The sequence below is a fragment of the Desulfuromonas sp. KJ2020 genome, assembly GCF_024197615.1.
Lineage (GTDB): Bacteria > Desulfobacterota > Desulfuromonadia > Desulfuromonadales > SZUA-540 > SZUA-540.
Map to the genome: position 1 here is coordinate 305,315 of NZ_JAKUKE010000003.1, position 16,846 is coordinate 322,160.

General features: G+C 57.6%; 14 protein-coding genes. All 14 read left to right on the plus strand.

Annotated features, from left to right (window positions below):
- Positions 1-10 precede the first annotated feature (10 nt).
- Positions 11-376, plus strand: a complete 366-nt coding sequence (locus MJO47_RS09750) for a hypothetical protein (RefSeq protein WP_253960936.1) — start codon at positions 11-13, stop codon at positions 374-376.
- 222 nt (positions 377-598) lie between these two features.
- Positions 599-1,036, plus strand: coding sequence for a prepilin-type N-terminal cleavage/methylation domain-containing protein (locus tag MJO47_RS09755; protein WP_253960937.1), 438 nt, complete (start codon positions 599-601; stop codon positions 1,034-1,036).
- Entirely contained in the window at positions 1,033-1,905 is an 873-nt protein-coding gene (locus MJO47_RS09760) for a PilW family protein (RefSeq protein WP_253960938.1), read from the plus strand. The genes MJO47_RS09755 and MJO47_RS09760 overlap by 4 nt, the downstream gene beginning before the upstream one ends.
- A 24-nt stretch (positions 1,906-1,929) precedes the next feature.
- Entirely contained in the window at positions 1,930-2,436 is a 507-nt protein-coding gene (locus MJO47_RS09765) for a PilX N-terminal domain-containing pilus assembly protein (RefSeq protein ID WP_253960939.1), read from the plus strand.
- Between the two features lie 14 nt (positions 2,437-2,450).
- Positions 2,451-6,110 carry a pilus assembly protein gene (locus MJO47_RS09770; protein ID WP_253960940.1) on the plus strand — a complete coding sequence of 1,220 codons (3,660 nt, stop codon included), beginning with the start codon at positions 2,451-2,453 and terminating at the stop codon, positions 6,108-6,110.
- The gene (locus tag MJO47_RS09775; RefSeq protein ID WP_253960941.1) at positions 6,111-7,061 is read left to right on the plus strand and encodes an Ig domain-containing protein; all 951 of its coding nucleotides are present in this window, start codon (positions 6,111-6,113) and stop codon (positions 7,059-7,061) included.
- The gene (locus MJO47_RS09780) at positions 7,058-7,654 is read left to right on the plus strand and encodes a Tfp pilus assembly protein FimT/FimU (protein ID WP_253960942.1); all 597 of its coding nucleotides are present in this window, start codon (positions 7,058-7,060) and stop codon (positions 7,652-7,654) included. The genes MJO47_RS09775 and MJO47_RS09780 overlap by 4 nt, the downstream gene beginning before the upstream one ends.
- A gap of 132 nt (positions 7,655-7,786) precedes the next feature.
- The gene (locus tag MJO47_RS09785) at positions 7,787-8,323 is read left to right on the plus strand and encodes a Tfp pilus assembly protein FimT/FimU (protein ID WP_253960943.1); all 537 of its coding nucleotides are present in this window, start codon (positions 7,787-7,789) and stop codon (positions 8,321-8,323) included.
- Positions 8,324-8,401: 78 nt separating this feature from the next.
- Positions 8,402-9,751 (plus strand): DUF1015 domain-containing protein, encoded by a 1,350-nt coding sequence (locus MJO47_RS09790; RefSeq protein WP_253960944.1) that lies wholly within the window; start codon positions 8,402-8,404, stop codon positions 9,749-9,751.
- 69 nt (positions 9,752-9,820) lie between these two features.
- Positions 9,821-12,016: a ribonuclease R gene (rnr, locus tag MJO47_RS09795; protein ID WP_253960945.1), complete on the plus strand. Its 2,196-nt coding sequence runs from the start codon at positions 9,821-9,823 to the stop codon at positions 12,014-12,016.
- Entirely contained in the window at positions 12,013-13,011 is a 999-nt protein-coding gene (locus tag MJO47_RS09800; protein ID WP_253960946.1) for a bifunctional riboflavin kinase/FAD synthetase, read from the plus strand. Before rnr ends, MJO47_RS09800 begins: the two co-directional genes overlap by 4 nt.
- Positions 13,008-13,859 (plus strand): shikimate dehydrogenase, encoded by an 852-nt coding sequence (aroE, locus tag MJO47_RS09805; RefSeq protein ID WP_253960947.1) that lies wholly within the window; start codon positions 13,008-13,010, stop codon positions 13,857-13,859. The genes MJO47_RS09800 and aroE overlap by 4 nt, the downstream gene beginning before the upstream one ends.
- 99 nt (positions 13,860-13,958) lie before the next feature.
- Complete coding sequence (gene pilB / locus MJO47_RS09810; RefSeq protein WP_253960948.1) at positions 13,959-15,656, plus strand: type IV-A pilus assembly ATPase PilB; 1,698 nt, start codon at positions 13,959-13,961, stop codon at positions 15,654-15,656.
- Between the two features lie 43 nt (positions 15,657-15,699).
- A complete protein-coding gene (locus MJO47_RS09815; RefSeq protein ID WP_305882425.1) occupies positions 15,700-16,839 on the plus strand; it encodes a type IV pilus twitching motility protein PilT in 1,140 nt (379 codons plus the stop codon).
- Positions 16,840-16,846: the final 7 nt, after the last annotated feature.

Sequence of the window (16,846 nt, forward strand, 5' to 3'; positions counted from 1 at the left end):
GAGTGTTGATATGTTCAAATACATAAAAGATGCGAACATGATGGGTGCTTTTAAAGGGTTTTTCCCGAGCAGGCCGGGTGTCATCCTGACGGCGTTGCTGCTGGCGCTGGTCTTGATCGTGAGTGGTGCCGCGGCCGCCGACGGCCGCCGCGTCCCTCTCTCCTACGACGGCTTTGGCGTGATTGATCAGATTGAGCCGGAACGTCTGATCATCAACGATTCGATCAAGCGCCTGTCTTCGCGCGTGACCTTTCACGACGAGCAGGGGCGATATGTCGCCCGCACTCTTTTCACCGCGGGGACACAGGTCGGCTACCAGATGAACAAGGAGGGAGAGGTCATCCGGGTCTATCTCTTCGATGGCCAGCTGCCTTGACCACCGATGATCCTTTTCAGCTTTTGTCAGATCTTTGACGCAGGTGACATTTAAGGGCATTCTCCAGGGCTTTTTGCCCGGGCTGGAATTCCGTTGACATCGCATATGCCCTCTTTTCTCGCCATAACCACGGGTTGTGTCTGCAGAGGAAAGAGGGTATACTTTTTGCAATTTTTTGAAATGTCTAAGGAAATTTTCCACCCATCGGAGAGAGTCTGAAACATGAACAAATCTCGCTTTGCGCCGGGGCAGGAAGGGTTTACCCTTGTCGAGCTGCTCATTGCCGTCACCATTTTCGCCATCGGTCTGCTGGCGGTCGCCGGCATGCAGATCACCTCGATCCGGGGCAACTCGACGGCCAACATCGTCACTTCCGGGACGGCCGTGGCCGAAGGGATCCTGGAAGAGGTGCTTTCCTGGGATGGTTCCCGGCCGGTCTTCGCCGCGGATGCCGCTGACCTGGCCTGGAATTTCGGCACCGTCGGCTCGCCGCAAGCCACCCTTGCCGTCGAAGGCGGTGGCACCTTTTCGGCGACCTATACCATTGATGCCGACTATGATGGCGTCGTCAATGTCAGTCGCGTGCAGGTGACGGTGACCCAGGTCGGCGGCGTGCTCAATCGTCCTATTACTCTGGTTGGTTTCAAGAGGCGCGTATGAAATGTGTTGATCGCAGGGGTTTTACCCTGATTGAAATTCTGGTCACTATGGCCATCCTCGGCATTGTGACCATGGCCATTTACAGCCTTTATCTGACTACCCAGCGTACCGCCACCACCCAGGACGAGGTGGTCGAATTGCAGCAGAACCTGCGTATCGCCATGGACCAGATGGTGCGTGACATCCGCATGGCCGGCTTTGTGGTGGCCTTCAGTGATCCTCCCATCGAAAACGCGCCCATTGCTCCCGTCGAGGGTGACGCCTTCATCATGAATACCGCTAGTCCCTCCGGCCGTGCGGCCCGTATCGACAGCGACAAATCGATTGCCGCGGGTGACACCGAGGCCACCTTCACTCTGGGATCCTCCGACATGGTCGACCTCTTTTATGCGGATGCCGCCACGGGTGACCTCGTGCGCATTCTGCGGCCACCCAGTCAGGAGCAGCCCTACGCAGCCCTGTTCCGCGTGATCAGCAAAGACCGGACGGCCCGTACCGTAACCCTGGAAGGCTTCGGCGCCTCGCCTGGCATTCAGTACAAGGCGGGCGACGGCTTGGTGGTCAGTTCGGGCACGCATCCGGGTACCATCGCCTTTTATCTCAAGGATTTCGAGATTTTCAAGGAGATCAACGGCGGGGCGGCTCAGCGGATCACTGCCAAAAGACAGGTGGGGGCCAATCTGGTCAATGGCGTCACCGGCCTGGAGTGTGAATACCTGATGGAAAACGGCAGCACCCTGTCCACTGTCACGGGCACGGACCGCTGGAATGTCAGAGCCGTGCGGGTCACCGTGATAGGCGAAGCCAATGTGCAGGGCGACGTGAAAACGCGCAGCCTGACCAATGTTGTCACTTTGCGAAATCGCTAGGGCTTTTATAGGGAGTCTCGGTTTATGAAGAAGTTGTTCTTCCAGAAAATCAATCTTTGCGGCAAGGGCAGGGGGCGAAGCTTGGGCAATGAGCGCGGCGCCGCCCTGATCATCGCGCTGGTTATGCTGGCCCTGATGAGCCTCCTCGGCGTCATGGCCCTGAATACCACTGATACCGAATTGAGTATTTCGCGCAACTACCGCGCCAGCCAGCAGGCCTTCTATGCGGCAGAGCGAGCCATTACCTACGCCACCGTCAGCGAGGATGTCTATTCGACGATCGGGGTAGGCGCGGTGACCCTCGATGGCGCTCACGCCACGGCGATCGCCGCCGATACGCCCAACAGCCACCTGAAGACGGATGCGGTCAATGAAGTGCGTTTCCTGACTACTGGCCCGCTGCCGCCGGGCAGCGGTTCCGATCCGACCTATTTTCAGTCGCGGTTCTACACGATCAACGTCACGGCCGAAGGTCCCTCGAGGGCCACGTCGCGCATCGAAGCCCAGGTGGCGCGCATCGTTCCCAAATAAGAGCGGAGGTTTTTATGTTCAGACCTATAAATACAATCACAACGCTTCTGCTTTTGTTGCTGCTGGCTGCCTGCCCCTTCTCTGCCATGGCGGCAGACACCTTTCTGGGTGATTCGGCCATCTACGCCTACAGCCCTCCGGCCGACCCTGACGCTGAAGTCGCCAAGCCCATCAATCTGCTGTTTATTATCGACAACAGCTCGACCATGGGGAATGCGGCCGCCGGCAGCCCCTATGCTTTGGGACTGCAGGATTCGACCCCCGATGACGGTAATCTGAACTATGCCGACCTGCTGCCCTGGGATTCTCAGGATTCGACCCAGTTTAAGATCTACCCCGATCCAGCCGATTACGACACCAACGGCGACAGCATCCCTGACATCGTGGTTCCGGAGGCGGAGCAAGACGCCTGGACGGTTTACAAGCTGACCGGACAGTCCAACTACGTCGCCCATATCACCGCCACCAGTTATGCGGACTTTCTCACCAAAGTCACCTGTGAAGACGCCAGACGCGCGCTGCTGCTCGGCGGGCGCTTTGCCGGCGCTGACGGCTGGGAGCTCAAGAATGACGGCACCTGCGGCAAAAGCAGCGCCGGCACGACCTACCTGGGCAATTTGCTCAACTACAACGAAGCGCCACCGGCCACCGGTGAAACGACCTCCCAGATCGATCTGGTCATTGGCGCCCTGAAATCGGCGGCGGAAGGGGTAAAAAACACCATCCGCATCGGCATCATGGAATTCGGTCATAACAACAAGGGTGGGCAGGTTACCTTCCCGGTCAGTGACCTCTCCGACGATACCAACCGTGCCGACTTTTTCACCAAACTGGATGAGCTGAGCAACTATGTGGCGACGACGCCCGGCAACAGCCGGCCCATGGCGGAATCCCTGTTTGACGCCCGCTTTTATTTCGACATGGATCGTACCACCAGCTACACGCCGATCTCCAATACCGAGGTGCCGGATTCACCCATCCAGAACTCCTGCGACAAAAATTTCGTGATCTTTATCACCAACGGCGACAGCGTCGGTGACAGCGACCCCAACATGTGCAGAGATCTGCCGGCGGTGGGTAGTTATGCTGGCGACTACGATGGCGACAACAACGCCGGCGACCAATGCCAGGCCAATGTCTACAGCAACGGCACCCACATGCTGGACGATATCGCCAAGTATGCCTTTGATTCGGATCTCTCCTTGACTTTTGAAGACAAGCAGAATATCCGCACCCATACCTTGCTGGTCTTTAGTCCGGACAACGATCTGCTGCGGGCTGCCGCCGCCGACGGGCATGGTCTCTTCGCCCAGGCCAGCAGCACCAATGAGGTCAGCGCGGCCATCGACAACATTCTCAACAATATCGTGGCCGAGGTCGATACGGCCTTTACGGCGCCGGTGGTGCCCACCAGCCCGGAGAACAGGACCTATAGCGGGTCCCGCGTCTATCTGGGCTTCTTCAAGCCCATTTCGGGGATGTCCTGGCACGGCAACTTGAAAAAATTCGGTATCAACGCTCACTCCGAGATCATTGACCAGAACGGGGATGTGGCTACCTGTCCCGATCCCAACGATACCACTCTAGCCTGCGACGGCATTCCTTCCGGCGGCTTCAAGCTCAATGCCCAGTCCTACTGGAGCACGAATGCCGACTCCGGGGATGTCGAAGATGGCGGCGTCGGCGAAGGATTGGTCACCCGTGATCTGTCGACACGGATGATCTACTCCAACCTTACCTCCAATCCAGACCTCACTGATGCGAGCAACCGCTTTAATACCACCAATGTCACGGCGGGAATGCTCGATATTACCTCCATGGATCCTACTCAGGATGCTGCCGACGCCGTTTCTCTGGTCAATTACCTGTATGGCTACGATACGGGCGACGAAAACGGGGATGGCAGTACCACCGATACCCGCGACTGGGTCATGGGAGACATCCTGCATTCCAAGCCGCTGATCATCAATTACAACTCGTATATTTTTACTGAAGACAACGAAGCGGATACCGCCGTCAACAAGACCATGATCTTCGTCGGCAGCAACGACGGTATGCTGCACGCTTTCCGTGATGCGGACGGGCAGGAGATGTGGTCCTTCATTCCGGATAACATCATCCCCGAGCTCAAGGAACTGACCAGCGGCAGTCACCCCTATTACATGGATTCCTCGCCGGTGGCCTATATCTACGACAAGGACGGCGATGGCAACATCGGTCCGGTGGCGGAAACCATGACGGGGGATATTGATCCCTTTAGTGTCACGGACAACGGGCAGGACGACAAGGTTATCCTGCTCTTCGGTCAGCGCCGGGGCGGCAATGCTTACTACGCCCTGGATGTGACGGATCCCCTGAATCCCAAGTTTTTATGGAAATTTGACAACACCACGACCGATGGCAGTGGCAATGTGCTCTTCCCTCACCTGGGCCAGACCTGGAGTGAGCCACAGCTGCACCTGATGAAGATCGGGATCCAGCGCAAGATCGTGGCTTTTATTGGTGCCGGCTATGATACGGAAGAAGACAGCCGTTTTGGGGCGACCTTCAATTTTCCCAGCCCCCTCGATCCTCAGGTGGGTGATGGAAATGTCACCAGCGCCCCCGATATAAACCCGAACAATCCTCTGACCAGTCGGCCTGACGCCAAGGGACGGGGCGTCTACGCCTTCGAGGTGGCCACCCTGAACAGCAGCGGTGTGCCGACCATCCCGACGGTTCCGACCAAGATTTGGGGCTATACGGCTTCGAACGACTCCTGGCTGAAGGTGGCTATTCCCTCCGACATCACGGTGCTCGATTCGGATTTTGACGGCTACGCCGACCGGCTGTATGTCGGCGACCTCGGTGGCCGCCTCTGGCGCTTTTCCGTGGGCAGCACCGATCCGGCCAACTGGACCGGCCGCGTCATCTTCTGGGCTGGGGCGAACGAAGGACGCAAGATCTTCTACCGCCCGTCGGTGGTGCAGGAGCCGGGCTATTGGATGGTGGCCTTCGGCACCGGCGACCGTGCCCATCCCCTGAATACTGCTGTTGTCGACCGTCTTTACATGATCAAGGACATGGGGCAGAATACGGCTGGCACGGTGGTCAATTATCCAACCAATAGCAATCTGATCGATGTCACCGGCAATGAATTGCAGTTGGAAACCACGACGGCCAGCGAACAGCAGGATATCCTGAATGACCTCAGCTCCAATACCACCTTCGGTTGGTACATAGACCTCGATCGGCTGAACGAGGAGGGCGTACACGGTGGCGAAAAGGTGCTGGCTTCTCCCCTGATTTTCAACAAAGTGGCCTATTACACAACCTACATGGCTACCGCCTCTTCGGCGCTGTCCACCGACCCCTGTGTGGTGGGTAACCTGGGTATCTCACGCCTTTATGCGGTGGACTACAAAACGGGCGAGGCGGTGTTGAACTTTTATCCCTACAATGACGTGAATGACCCGACCACGGTCTCCAATGAGCGGGCCCTCAACGAGGTCGACGAAGTGCTGCGCAAAGAGGACCGTTCCCTCGAACTCGGCGTCGGCATCCCCTCCGGTCTGGTCGTGGTCATGCCGCCGAGCGGCGACGCGACACTGCTCATCGGCTGCGGCGGTGGTCTCTGTAGCGAAGATCCCGTTTCGGGCGGCACCATATTTCAGATTTACTGGAAGGAGTGGTAATTGAAAAACTGCAATGCAATTTCATGGCATATCGGCTGTCTTCTGGTTTTTTTCCTGTTGGGTGGCTGTGATTCGGGAGGGACGCGCGCCGTTGCCCCCGAGACTTCTTCGCAGGCTTCCAGTCAGGCAGCCGATACCGGCGAGGAGGGTGCCGCGGGTGGGAGCGAGCGCGGTCAACTGACGATGCGGCTCCTGCCCGAGTCGCCTACCGTGAACGACAGTATCGAGGCCGTGGTGCAAGGGGCTGCGGGCACGCTGACGTTTACCTGGGAACGAAATGGCGAGCTGCTTGAGGCCGCGGGTGCGGTGCTGCCCGCACACAGTGCCGCCAAAGGTGATGTGGTTCGTCTGACGGTGCAGAACATGTCTCAGGAGGTCTCTGCCGAAGTGACTATCGGGAACGCACCACCGGCTATCATCGCTGTTCCCTTCACGAACCCGGATATCTTCAGGGGCGTCGATATTGAGCTCAATCCTGAGGGGGTTGACCCGGACGGTGATTCCGTCACGTATTCCTACCAGTGGTACCTCAATGGCGAGCCTCTTTCTTTTCAGGATGGCCCGGTTCTGCCCGGTGATCAGTTCCAGAGGGGGGATGTTGTCCGGGCTGAAGTCATCCCCTTCGACGGTGAGGCTGAGGGCCGCGCTTTTGAGAGCACCGAGCTGACCATTCCCAATGGACCGCCGCGGATCGTCTCCGACCCTCCCGGCGATTTTTCCGGCATGCGCTATGTATATCCAGTTGAAGCGTACGATCCCGATGATGATCCTTTCCGTTATGCGCTTGAAGAGGGGCCGGCAGGGGCGGTCATCGATGAGGAGACTGGCGTTTTGACCTGGGATGTAACTGGAGCGCAAGAGGGAACGTCACGTTTTCTCATTGTCGTTGAAGACGAAGAAGGCCGGCGCTCCTCGCAGGAATATGACCTCAACCTGGAATTCTCCCGATGATATCAACTGAACACAAGCCTCGTAACGCCGGTTTTACCTTGACAGAGCTGATCGTGGTCATCGCCATGATATCGGTCCTTGTTACTATTGCGACCCCCTACTATCTGGACTGGCTTCGCAACGCCAAGTACCGGGAAGGCGCCCAGGCTGTCACCTCGCTGCTTCGTGAGGCCCGCAGTCGGGCTATTGCCGAGCATCGGGAATATCGGGTTGTTTTTAATGCGGCCCCCGATAGTCCCCAGGCGCCCTCAACCATGCAGTTGCAGGGAGGCAATCTTTCCTATAACAGCTCAAGCTGGCCGATAATGGAGACGCCAGTCACTCTTCCAGAAAATCTCGATATTCGCTATCGTTCCAGCTGCACGTTAAACGTCGCTGCCCAGTCGGTACTCTTCCTCCCCAGCGGAGCAGCCAGTGCAACCGCCGCCATTGAGGCTTCCAGCCCGGATCTGGGAGGAATCTGCATTATCGATGGCGACAGCGCCATAGCCGCTCTAAATGATCGCAAAAAATATCTGGTCGAAATGGTTTCTCCCACGACAGGGGCGTTCAAGGTTCGCAAATGGAGTGCCTCATCGACTTCCTTTCAGTAGCGAACCTGCCACCGTTTTGTTCTCCTGGGCCCCAACTCGTTTAGTTGGGGCTTTTTAATTTGTGGCTTGAAAAATATTAATATTCGTTTAGATTCTCTCTGGATTTGAAAATCATAATATCTGGAGGGTTCGTTGAATTATTCGCCACAAGGATTCACCTTGCTGGAACTGATGGTGACCCTGGTCGTCACTGTGGGTCTACTTGCTGTATCACTGCCTATCTATGGAGCCTGGCTCGATAAGCAGGAAAATCGCGCCGCCGCCCGTGCTATCGCCGGGGCATTGCGAGAGGCCAGGGCCGCCGCTGTCGCCCATCACCGGGAACATCGGGTCAAGTTTGTCGCTCCGCCACCGGTCTCAGGACAAAATCCCTCTTTCCTTTTTCAGCGAGGTAACCTGTCGAGAAACAGTACCGAGTGGGAAGACCTGACATCGAACAATCCTCTTCCGGAAGGGCTCTTTCTGCGGTTCACCCAGAGTTGTGTCGAGGATGTTTCGCCTCGCTATCTCTCCTTTAATCCGGATGGCTCAAGCAACAGTCTTTACCTCTGCCTTGGTCGAAGTGCAGGCGGGGAGAATGAGCGGACTTTTGCCGTGGGGGTAAGTCACTCCAGCACCGGCCGTGTCACAATTCTTCGCTGGAACGCGGCCTGCAGCTGCTTTCAGTAAAATCTTTTCCCTTGCAACCCAAGTACCCTTTTCCTATAGTGTAAACTTCATTTTCAGTCATTTAAGGGAGTTTGCACTATGGCCAAGATTGTTCCTTTTCGCGGGCTTCGCTATAACCTGGAGCAGATTAAAAAGCCCGGTGCGGTAATGGCGCCCCCCTACGATGTTATTTCGCCTGCTTTGCAGGACGACCTCTATGATCGGCATCCGGCCAACGTGGTGCGCCTTATTCTCGGCAGGAAGACGGCGGGGGATGATGACACAAACAACTGTTACACCCGTGCTGCCGCCGATTTTGAACAGTGGCAGCAGGACAAGGTTCTGCAGCGGGATGCCGAGCCTTCCATTTACCTCTATGACCAGCAATATGAGGTCGAGGGGCTGGGGACGGTTGTTCGTAAGGGGATTATGGCCCTGACCCGCATCGAGGATTTTTCCACCGGCGTGGTCAAGCCTCACGAAAAGACCCTGGCCGGCCCGAAAACGGACCGACTGAATCTCACCAAGGCCTGTGGCGCCAACTTCAGCCCGATCTTCTCCCTCTATTCCGATCCCTGCTGTGTCCTCGAATCTCTCAGTCGCTCCCAGAAGGAGCGCACTCCCGATGTGGAAGTGGCTGATGACGATGGGGTGATCCATCGCCTTTGGCAGGTCACCGACGCCGCGGTCATCGACAAGGCCCAGGAGCTTCTGGACAGCAAGCCCCTGTTCATTGCTGATGGCCATCACCGCTATGAAACAGCCATCAACTACCGCAACTACATGCGGGAGAAACATCCTGACTTTACCGGAAAAGAACCGTTCAACTATGTGTTGATGTATTTCGCCAACATGGAAGACCAGGGCATGCTGATCTTTCCGACCCACCGGCTCCTGTTCAATCTGCCCGGTTTCCGCATGCCAACCTTCATTACGGCCCTGCGTCCCTACTTCGAGGTCGAATCGATGAGTCTTGATCCCGAGGATGCCGAGGCGCGTAAAAAGGTGCAGCGCACTCTGCTGGAGAAGGGGGAAAAAGGCCATGCCTTCGGCCTTTATGGCGGCGAGAATACCGTCTATTTCCTCACGCTGAAAGATGAAACCGTCATGGACCGCTTCTTCGACGAGAAAGCCCCCAAGGCGCTGCGCACGCTGGACGTCTCCATCCTCCACCGCCTGGTGCTGGAAGATGTCCTCAAGATCACCCCGGAAGCCCAGGAACAGCAGACCAATCTCAAGTACGTCAAGAACATGGACGAGCCCTTCTCCCGCGTCCTGTCCGGCGAGGTGCAGCTGGCCTTCATGCTCAACCCCACCCGCATGAGCGAGGTGCGTGATGTGGCCAACGCCGGTGAAAAAATGCCGCAGAAATCGACTTACTTTTATCCGAAGCTTTTGACCGGCCTTGTGATCAACAAGATTGTGCCCAGTGAGAAAGTCGAGGACTAAATACCCCTGCCAGCCGGTTCTTTAAGTCGGGCCGGGAGGCAATGCCTGAAGGATATCGACCACTAACCGATGCCAGTCACGCCCAGCGATATTGTCAAATTCATTGAAAGCAGACCCGGGCGTCCCCTGTCGGCCCGGGAAATTGCCGAGGGTCTGCGCATTTCCCCTTCCCAACGAAAAAAGTTCTATCGCCTTCTTGAGTCTTTGGCCACCGAGGGTCTGGTGGCCCATCTCAAGGGGGACCGCTATAGTCTTCCCCGCAAACAGAATCTGGTCACCGGCACGATTTCCGTACATCGTGACGGCTATGGCTTTGTCTCGCCACGGGAAGGGCAGGGACCTGACGTCTTTGTTCCGGCGCGTTTTCTGCGTGAAGTCATGCACGGCGACGAGGTCGTGGTGCGGGTCGAAAGAGGGGGGCGACCCGGAAAACCGGAGGGACGCCTTGTCCGGGTGGAGAAGCGAGCCCACACCACCCTGGTCGGCCTTTATGAGCAGGGGCGCAAATTCGGCTCGGTTCATCCCGCCGATCCCCGGCTGAACCAGCCCATATTTGTGCCGGCTGGCCAGGAGCTTGGCGCCCGGGGAGGGGAGGTCGTCCTGGTCGCCATCGACGCCTATCCCAATGAATTTCGCAACGCCGAAGGGCACATCGTGCAGGTGCTTGGCGACCCCTCCGACCCCGCCGTCGAAATCCTCTCCATCATCCATAAACATGGGCTTTCTCACGAGTTCCCCGACGACGTGCTGGCCGAGGCCGACTTTTTGCCGGAAGAGGTACAGCCGGGCGACCTGGAGCAGCGCGAAGATCTTCGCGACCTGCCTTTTGTGACCATCGACGGCGAAACGGCCAAGGATTTCGACGATGCCGTCTGTCTCCGGCGCGAGGAGGGCGGCACTTCCCATCTGTGGGTGGCTATTGCCGATGTCGGGCACTATGTGAAGGAAGGCTCCCTTCTCGACCAGGAAGCCTATCTGCGCGGCACCAGCGTCTATTTCCCCGGGCAGGTTATCCCTATGCTCCCCGAGCGGCTGAGTAATGGCATCTGCTCCCTCAACCCCCAGGTGGACCGCCTGACGCTGGTGGCCGAGATAGTCTTTGACGCCAAGGCCCGCCGGCAAAGCAGCCGCTTCTACCCGGCGGTCATCCGCAGCCGGGCGCGGCTGACCTATACCGAAGTCCACGAGATGGTGGAGAAGCAGCTGGCCGAGACCATTGAGCGCTATGTGGATCTCTACCCCATGCTCACCGAGATGCTGGCTCTGTCGGAAGGTCTGACCGCCATGCGTCGGCAGCGGGGAAGCCTCGATTTCGATCTGCCCGAGGCGGAAATCATCCTCGGGGTACGGGGGGAGCCCGAAAACATCATCAAGGCCGAGCGCACCAAAGCGCACCGGCTGATCGAAGAATTCATGCTCGCTGCCAATGAAGCCGTCGCCTTCTTTCTGGGTCAGCGGGACATCCCCTTACTCTACCGGGTCCACGAACCCCCCGATCTCGCCAAACTGCAGGCGTTTCAGCAGTTCATCGCCTTTTTCAACTATGGGCTCAATCTGGAGGCGGAGGGTGTCGATCCCCGGGCTCTGCAGGAGCTGCTGGCGCAGGTCGAGGGCAAACCCGAGGAACGGACGATCAACCAGGTCCTTCTGCGCAGCATGAAGCAGGCCTTCTACGCGCCGGACAACGTCGGGCACTTCGGTCTGGCGGCGGAACATTACTGCCATTTTACGTCACCGATCCGGCGTTATCCCGATCTGCAGGTGCACCGGGTGCTGCGTCAGGCCTGGCGGGCCGGCGGCCTGGCGGAGCAGGAGCGAAATCGTCTCGCCGACAGGCTTCCCGAAATGGGGGAGCATACCTCGCGGACCGAACGACGGGCGATGGAGGCCGAACGGGAGATTGTCGAACTGAAGAAATGCCAGTTCATGGCCGAGCGGGTCGGGGAAGCGTTTGCCGGCTACATCACCGGGGTGCAACCCTTTGGCCTCTTTGTCGAGTTGAAGGAATTTTTTGTCGAGGGGTTGGTGCATCTGACTTCGCTCAGCGACGATTTTTATACCTACGAAGAGGACCGGCACCGTCTGGTCGGCCAGTATCGCCGGCGTATTTTCCAGGTGGGGAATGAAGTCGAGGTCCTGGTGCAGAATGTCAGTGTGGAAAGGCGCGAAATCGATTTTACGCTGGTTGATCTGGCCGCCCAACAGACGACAGCGCAGGAGTCACCCAAGGGTCGGCGTGCTCAGGGAAAATCGAAAAAACGATGATAATCATAAAAGATCTGAAAAATATCTCGACCCCCTTCAAGGGCGCGGTGGTGACACTGGGCAATTTCGACGGCATCCATCTGGGGCACCGTGAGATCTTCCGCCGCGTGGTGGCCAAAGCCAAAGAGATTCAGGGCACTTCCGTCGTCTACACGTTCGTACCGCATCCGCTGAAAGTCCTGGCTCCCGATCGGGCGCTGCGCCTCATTAACACCTATGAGGAAAAAGAGCGCCTCATCGAAGCGTCCTGCATCGACGTGCTGATCAGTGCCCCCTTCACCATTCAGACAGCCGGCCTTTCCGCCGTGGAGTTCGTGGAGGAGATCCTGGTGCGCACCATTGGGGTCAAGCATCTGGTGGTGGGCTACGACTACGCGTTCGGGAAAAACCGCGAAGGGAACGTCGATTTTTTGCAGGAGATGGGGCGTAAGTGGGGATTTACTGTGGAGGTGGTCGGACCGGTCACCAAAGAGGGGCTGGTTTACAGTTCGACCCGCATTCGCCAACTGATCGGCGCCGGGGAGGTCGCGGAGGTGGTCCGTTATCTGGGGCGCCATTTCACTCTTGAAGGCCAGGTTGTGCATGGCCAGTCACGCGGCCGCACCATCGGCATCCCAACCGCCAACCTGAGTACGGACAAGGAACTGCTGCCCCGGCCGGGGGTCTATGCCGTCAAAGTCCGTTGGCAGGATTCGCTGTGGGACGGTGTCGCCAATATCGGCACCAATCCGACCTTCGGTGGCTCGAAGACGACCATCGAGGTGCATATCCTTGGCTTTTCCGGCGAGATTTACGGGGATACGGTACGGATCTACTTTGTCGAGCATTTGCGCGACGAGGTGCAGTTTCCCGCTGTGGAACTGCTGGTCAAGGCGATTCACGCCGATATCTGCCGGGCGCGCCAGATCCTGGCTGAAACCCCCATCCTCGAATACCGGGACTATCTCGACTGTGGTCTGCAGGTGTCGACCCTGGGCCGGGGAGGGGCGTTGTGAGGCTGTCGGGTGGCACACGCGTTCTCGGTATTTTCGGGGATCCCATCGCCCACTCCCTGTCGCCGCGCATGCAGAATGCGGCCCTGGCCGCGGCCGGTATCGACGCCGTCTACGTTCCTTTTCACGTGCGGCCGGCACATCTGGCGGACGCCGTTCGGGCCATCCGCGCTCTGCCCCTGTGGGGGGTGAATCTGACCGTTCCACACAAAGAAGCGGTGCTGCCTCTTCTTGATCGGGTGGCGGAGCCGGCCCGTTTGATCGGGGCTGTCAATACCGTGACTCACGAAGACGGTTGTCTCATCGGGCACAATACGGATGCGCCTGGATTTTTGCATGCCCTTGCCGCGGATCTGAACTTTGTCCCGGCGACGAAAAAAATTCTTGTTCTGGGGGCCGGCGGCGCCAGCCGGGCGGCTCTGGTCGCCTTGGCCCAGGCCGGCGCCGCAATGATCGTCATTGCCAACCGAACGCTGGACAGAGCCCGCCTGCTATGCGATCATTTCGCTCCCTTTTTCCCGGGTACGGATTTTGCTTGCACATCTCTGGACAACGGGGATTTGCGCCGGGCGTTTTCCGGGGTTGACCTGCTGGTGAATACTTCGGCCATAGGCCTGAAGGGAGAATCCTTTGCCCCTCTCCCCTGGACCTTTTTACCCGAAGCCGCCAGCGTCTACGACATGGTCTATGGCCGCGGCAAGACCTCCCTGCAGATCGAGGCTGAAAAGCAGGGACATCGCACCGCCGACGGGCGGGGGATGCTCGTGGCCCAGGGAGAAGCTGCCTTTGCCCTGTGGACGGGGCAGAGACCGCCTTCTGGCGTGATGGCAGACAGTATATTGACGGAGTGATGAGCCTGTGACTCCATGGAAAATCAGATAAAACTTTTCTTGAGGAATTATTTTTAATAGAATTCCGGGTAATTGACATCCCAGGAGAATATCCGTCTCATGACAAGTAACCGACTTGGCGAACTGCTGGTACGCAATAATCTGATCAATGCCCAACAGCTGACCAAAGCGCTGGAAGAACAGAAGACCCAGGGCGGTCGACTGGGCGCCAGCCTGGTCAAGCTGGGGTTTATCAAGGAAGACGAGCTGGCCTCCTTCCTTTCCCGCCAGTACGGGGTGCCCTCCATCAATCTTAACGATTTCGAGATCGATGCGGCGGTGACCAAACTGATCACGGCGGAGGTGGCGCAGAAATATCAGATCATCCCCATCAATCGCGCCGGCGCCACCCTCATCGTCGCCATGAGCGATCCCTCCAATATCTTCGCCATCGACGATATCAAGTTCATGACCGGCTACAATGTCGAGGTCGTGGTCGCTTCCGAGACGGCCATTAGAAATGCCATCGACCAGTATTACGATCAATCGGCCACCCTGGCCGAGGTCATGGAAGACCTCGATGATATCGACCTGGAAGTTATCGATGAAGAAGAAGTCGACGTCAACGCGCTTGAAAAGGCCACCGAGGACGCTCCCGTCGTCAAGCTCGTCAACCTGATCCTGACCGACGCCATCAAGCGCAAAGCCTCCGATATCCACATCGAGCCCTATGAGAAGTCTTTCCGCGTTCGTTATCGCATTGACGGGGTGCTTTATGAAGTGATGAAGCCACCCATGAAGCTGAAAAATGCCATTACCTCGCGCATCAAGATCATGTCCGAGATGGATATCGCCGAACGGCGCCTGCCCCAGGACGGTCGCATCAAGATCAAGCTGCCCGGCGGCAAGGACATGGACTACCGGGTCAACTGCCTGCCGACCCTTTTTGGCGAGAAGATCTGTCTGCGTCTGCTCGACAAGTCGAACCTGCAGCTCGACATGACCAAGCTGGGCTATGAGGAAAGCGCTCTCAAGTGGTTCAAGGAACAGATTCACAAGCCCTTCGGCATGGTCCTGGTTACGGGGCCGACGGGATCGGGAAAAACCGTCTCCCTCTATTCGGCCTTGGCCGAACTTAACAAAATCACCGAAAACATCTCCACCGCCGAAGACCCGGTCGAGTTCAACTTCGCCGGTATCAATCAGGTGCAGATGCACGAGGAGATCGGTCTCAACTTCGCCTCGGCGTTGCGGGCCTTTCTGCGGCAGGACCCCGATATCATCATGATCGGCGAAATCCGCGACTTTGAGACCGCCGAAATCGGCGTCAAGGCGGCGCTGACGGGACATCTCGTCCTGTCCACTCTGCACACCAATGACGCGCCCAGCACCATCAACCGCCTGCTCAATATGGGGATCGAGCCCTTCCTGGTGGCCTCCGCCGTCAACCTCATTACCGCGCAGCGATTGGGTCGCCGGGTCTGTTCCGAGTGTAAAGAAGTCGAGGATGTGCCTAAGCAGGCCCTTATCGATGCCGGCGCTTCTCCCGACGAGGTTGACGAGTATGTTTGCTACCGGGGCAAGGGGTGCCCGACCTGCAACAACACGGGGTACAAGGGGCGCGTCGGCATCTACCAGGTCATGCCCATGTTCGAGGAAATCCGCGAGTTGATTCTGGCCGGCGCCAATACGGCCGAGATCAAGCGCGAATCGATGCGCCTCGGCGTCAAAACGATGCGCCAGTCCGCCCTCACCAAGCTCAAGGAAGGCGCCACGACCTTTGAAGAGGTTCTGCGCTGTACCGTGGCGGATGACTGAACCGGCGAGTCCCGAATAGCTACCAAAGGAAACGGATCACATTATGACGAGTGAACAGCAACCTCGCCCTGGAACTCCCAGCATGCACCAGTTGCTCAAGGCCATGGTCGATCAGGGCGGCTCTGATCTGCATATCACCACCGGCAGCGCGCCCCAGTGCCGTATTGACGGGCACATGACCCCCATGAAGCTGCCCCCTATGCAACCGGCCGAAACCAAACAGCTCTGCTACAGCATCCTGACCGACTCGCAGAAACGCAAGTTCGAGGAAGAAAACGAGCTGGATTTTTCCTTTGGTGTCAAGGGGCTCGCCCGCTTCAGGGGGAACATCTTTCTGCAGAGAGGGGCTCTGGCTGGCGTTTTTCGGCAAATTCCCTACAAGATCCTGTCCTTTGATGAACTGGGTCTGCCACCCGTCGTTCGTGCCATTGCCCATAAACCGCGCGGGCTGGTGCTGGTTACCGGGCCTACGGGCAGCGGCAAGTCGACAACTTTGGCGTCTATCATCGATGCCATCAACAGCGAACGCCACGAACATATCATTACCGTTGAAGACCCGATTGAATACATCCATCCCCACAAGAAGTGTGTAGTTAATCAGCGAGAGGTTGGTTCCGACACCCAGTCTTTTAAAAAAGCTCTCAAGTATATTCTGCGCCAGGACCCCGATGTCGTGCTGCTGGGTGAGCTGCGTGACCTGGAAACTATCGAGGCGGCCCTGACCATCGCTGAAACGGGTCACCTCTGTTTTGCCACTCTGCACACCAATAACTGTGTACAGTCCATCAACCGTATCGTCGACGTTTTTCCCACCAACCAGCAGGCGCAGGTACGCACTCAGCTATCCTTCGTCCTCGAAGGGGTCTTGTCGCAGATTCTGTTACCCAAAATGTCGGGGAAAGGCAGGGCGCTGGCCTTGGAAGTCATGGTGCCCAATATGGCCATACGTGCCCTTATCCGCGATGACAAAATTCACCAGATCTACTCGCAGATGCAGATGGGCCAGGACAAGTTCGGCATGCAGACGATGAATCAATCGCTGTTCATGCTCTATCACAAAAAGCAGATTTCCATGGAAACGGCCCTGACGCGTTCTTCCGAGCCGGAAGAACTCAAACAGATGATTGCCAACCCGGCCTCTGTGCTCAAGCGGCAGGTGCCTACAGCGCCTGGGCGCGGATAATTCATTC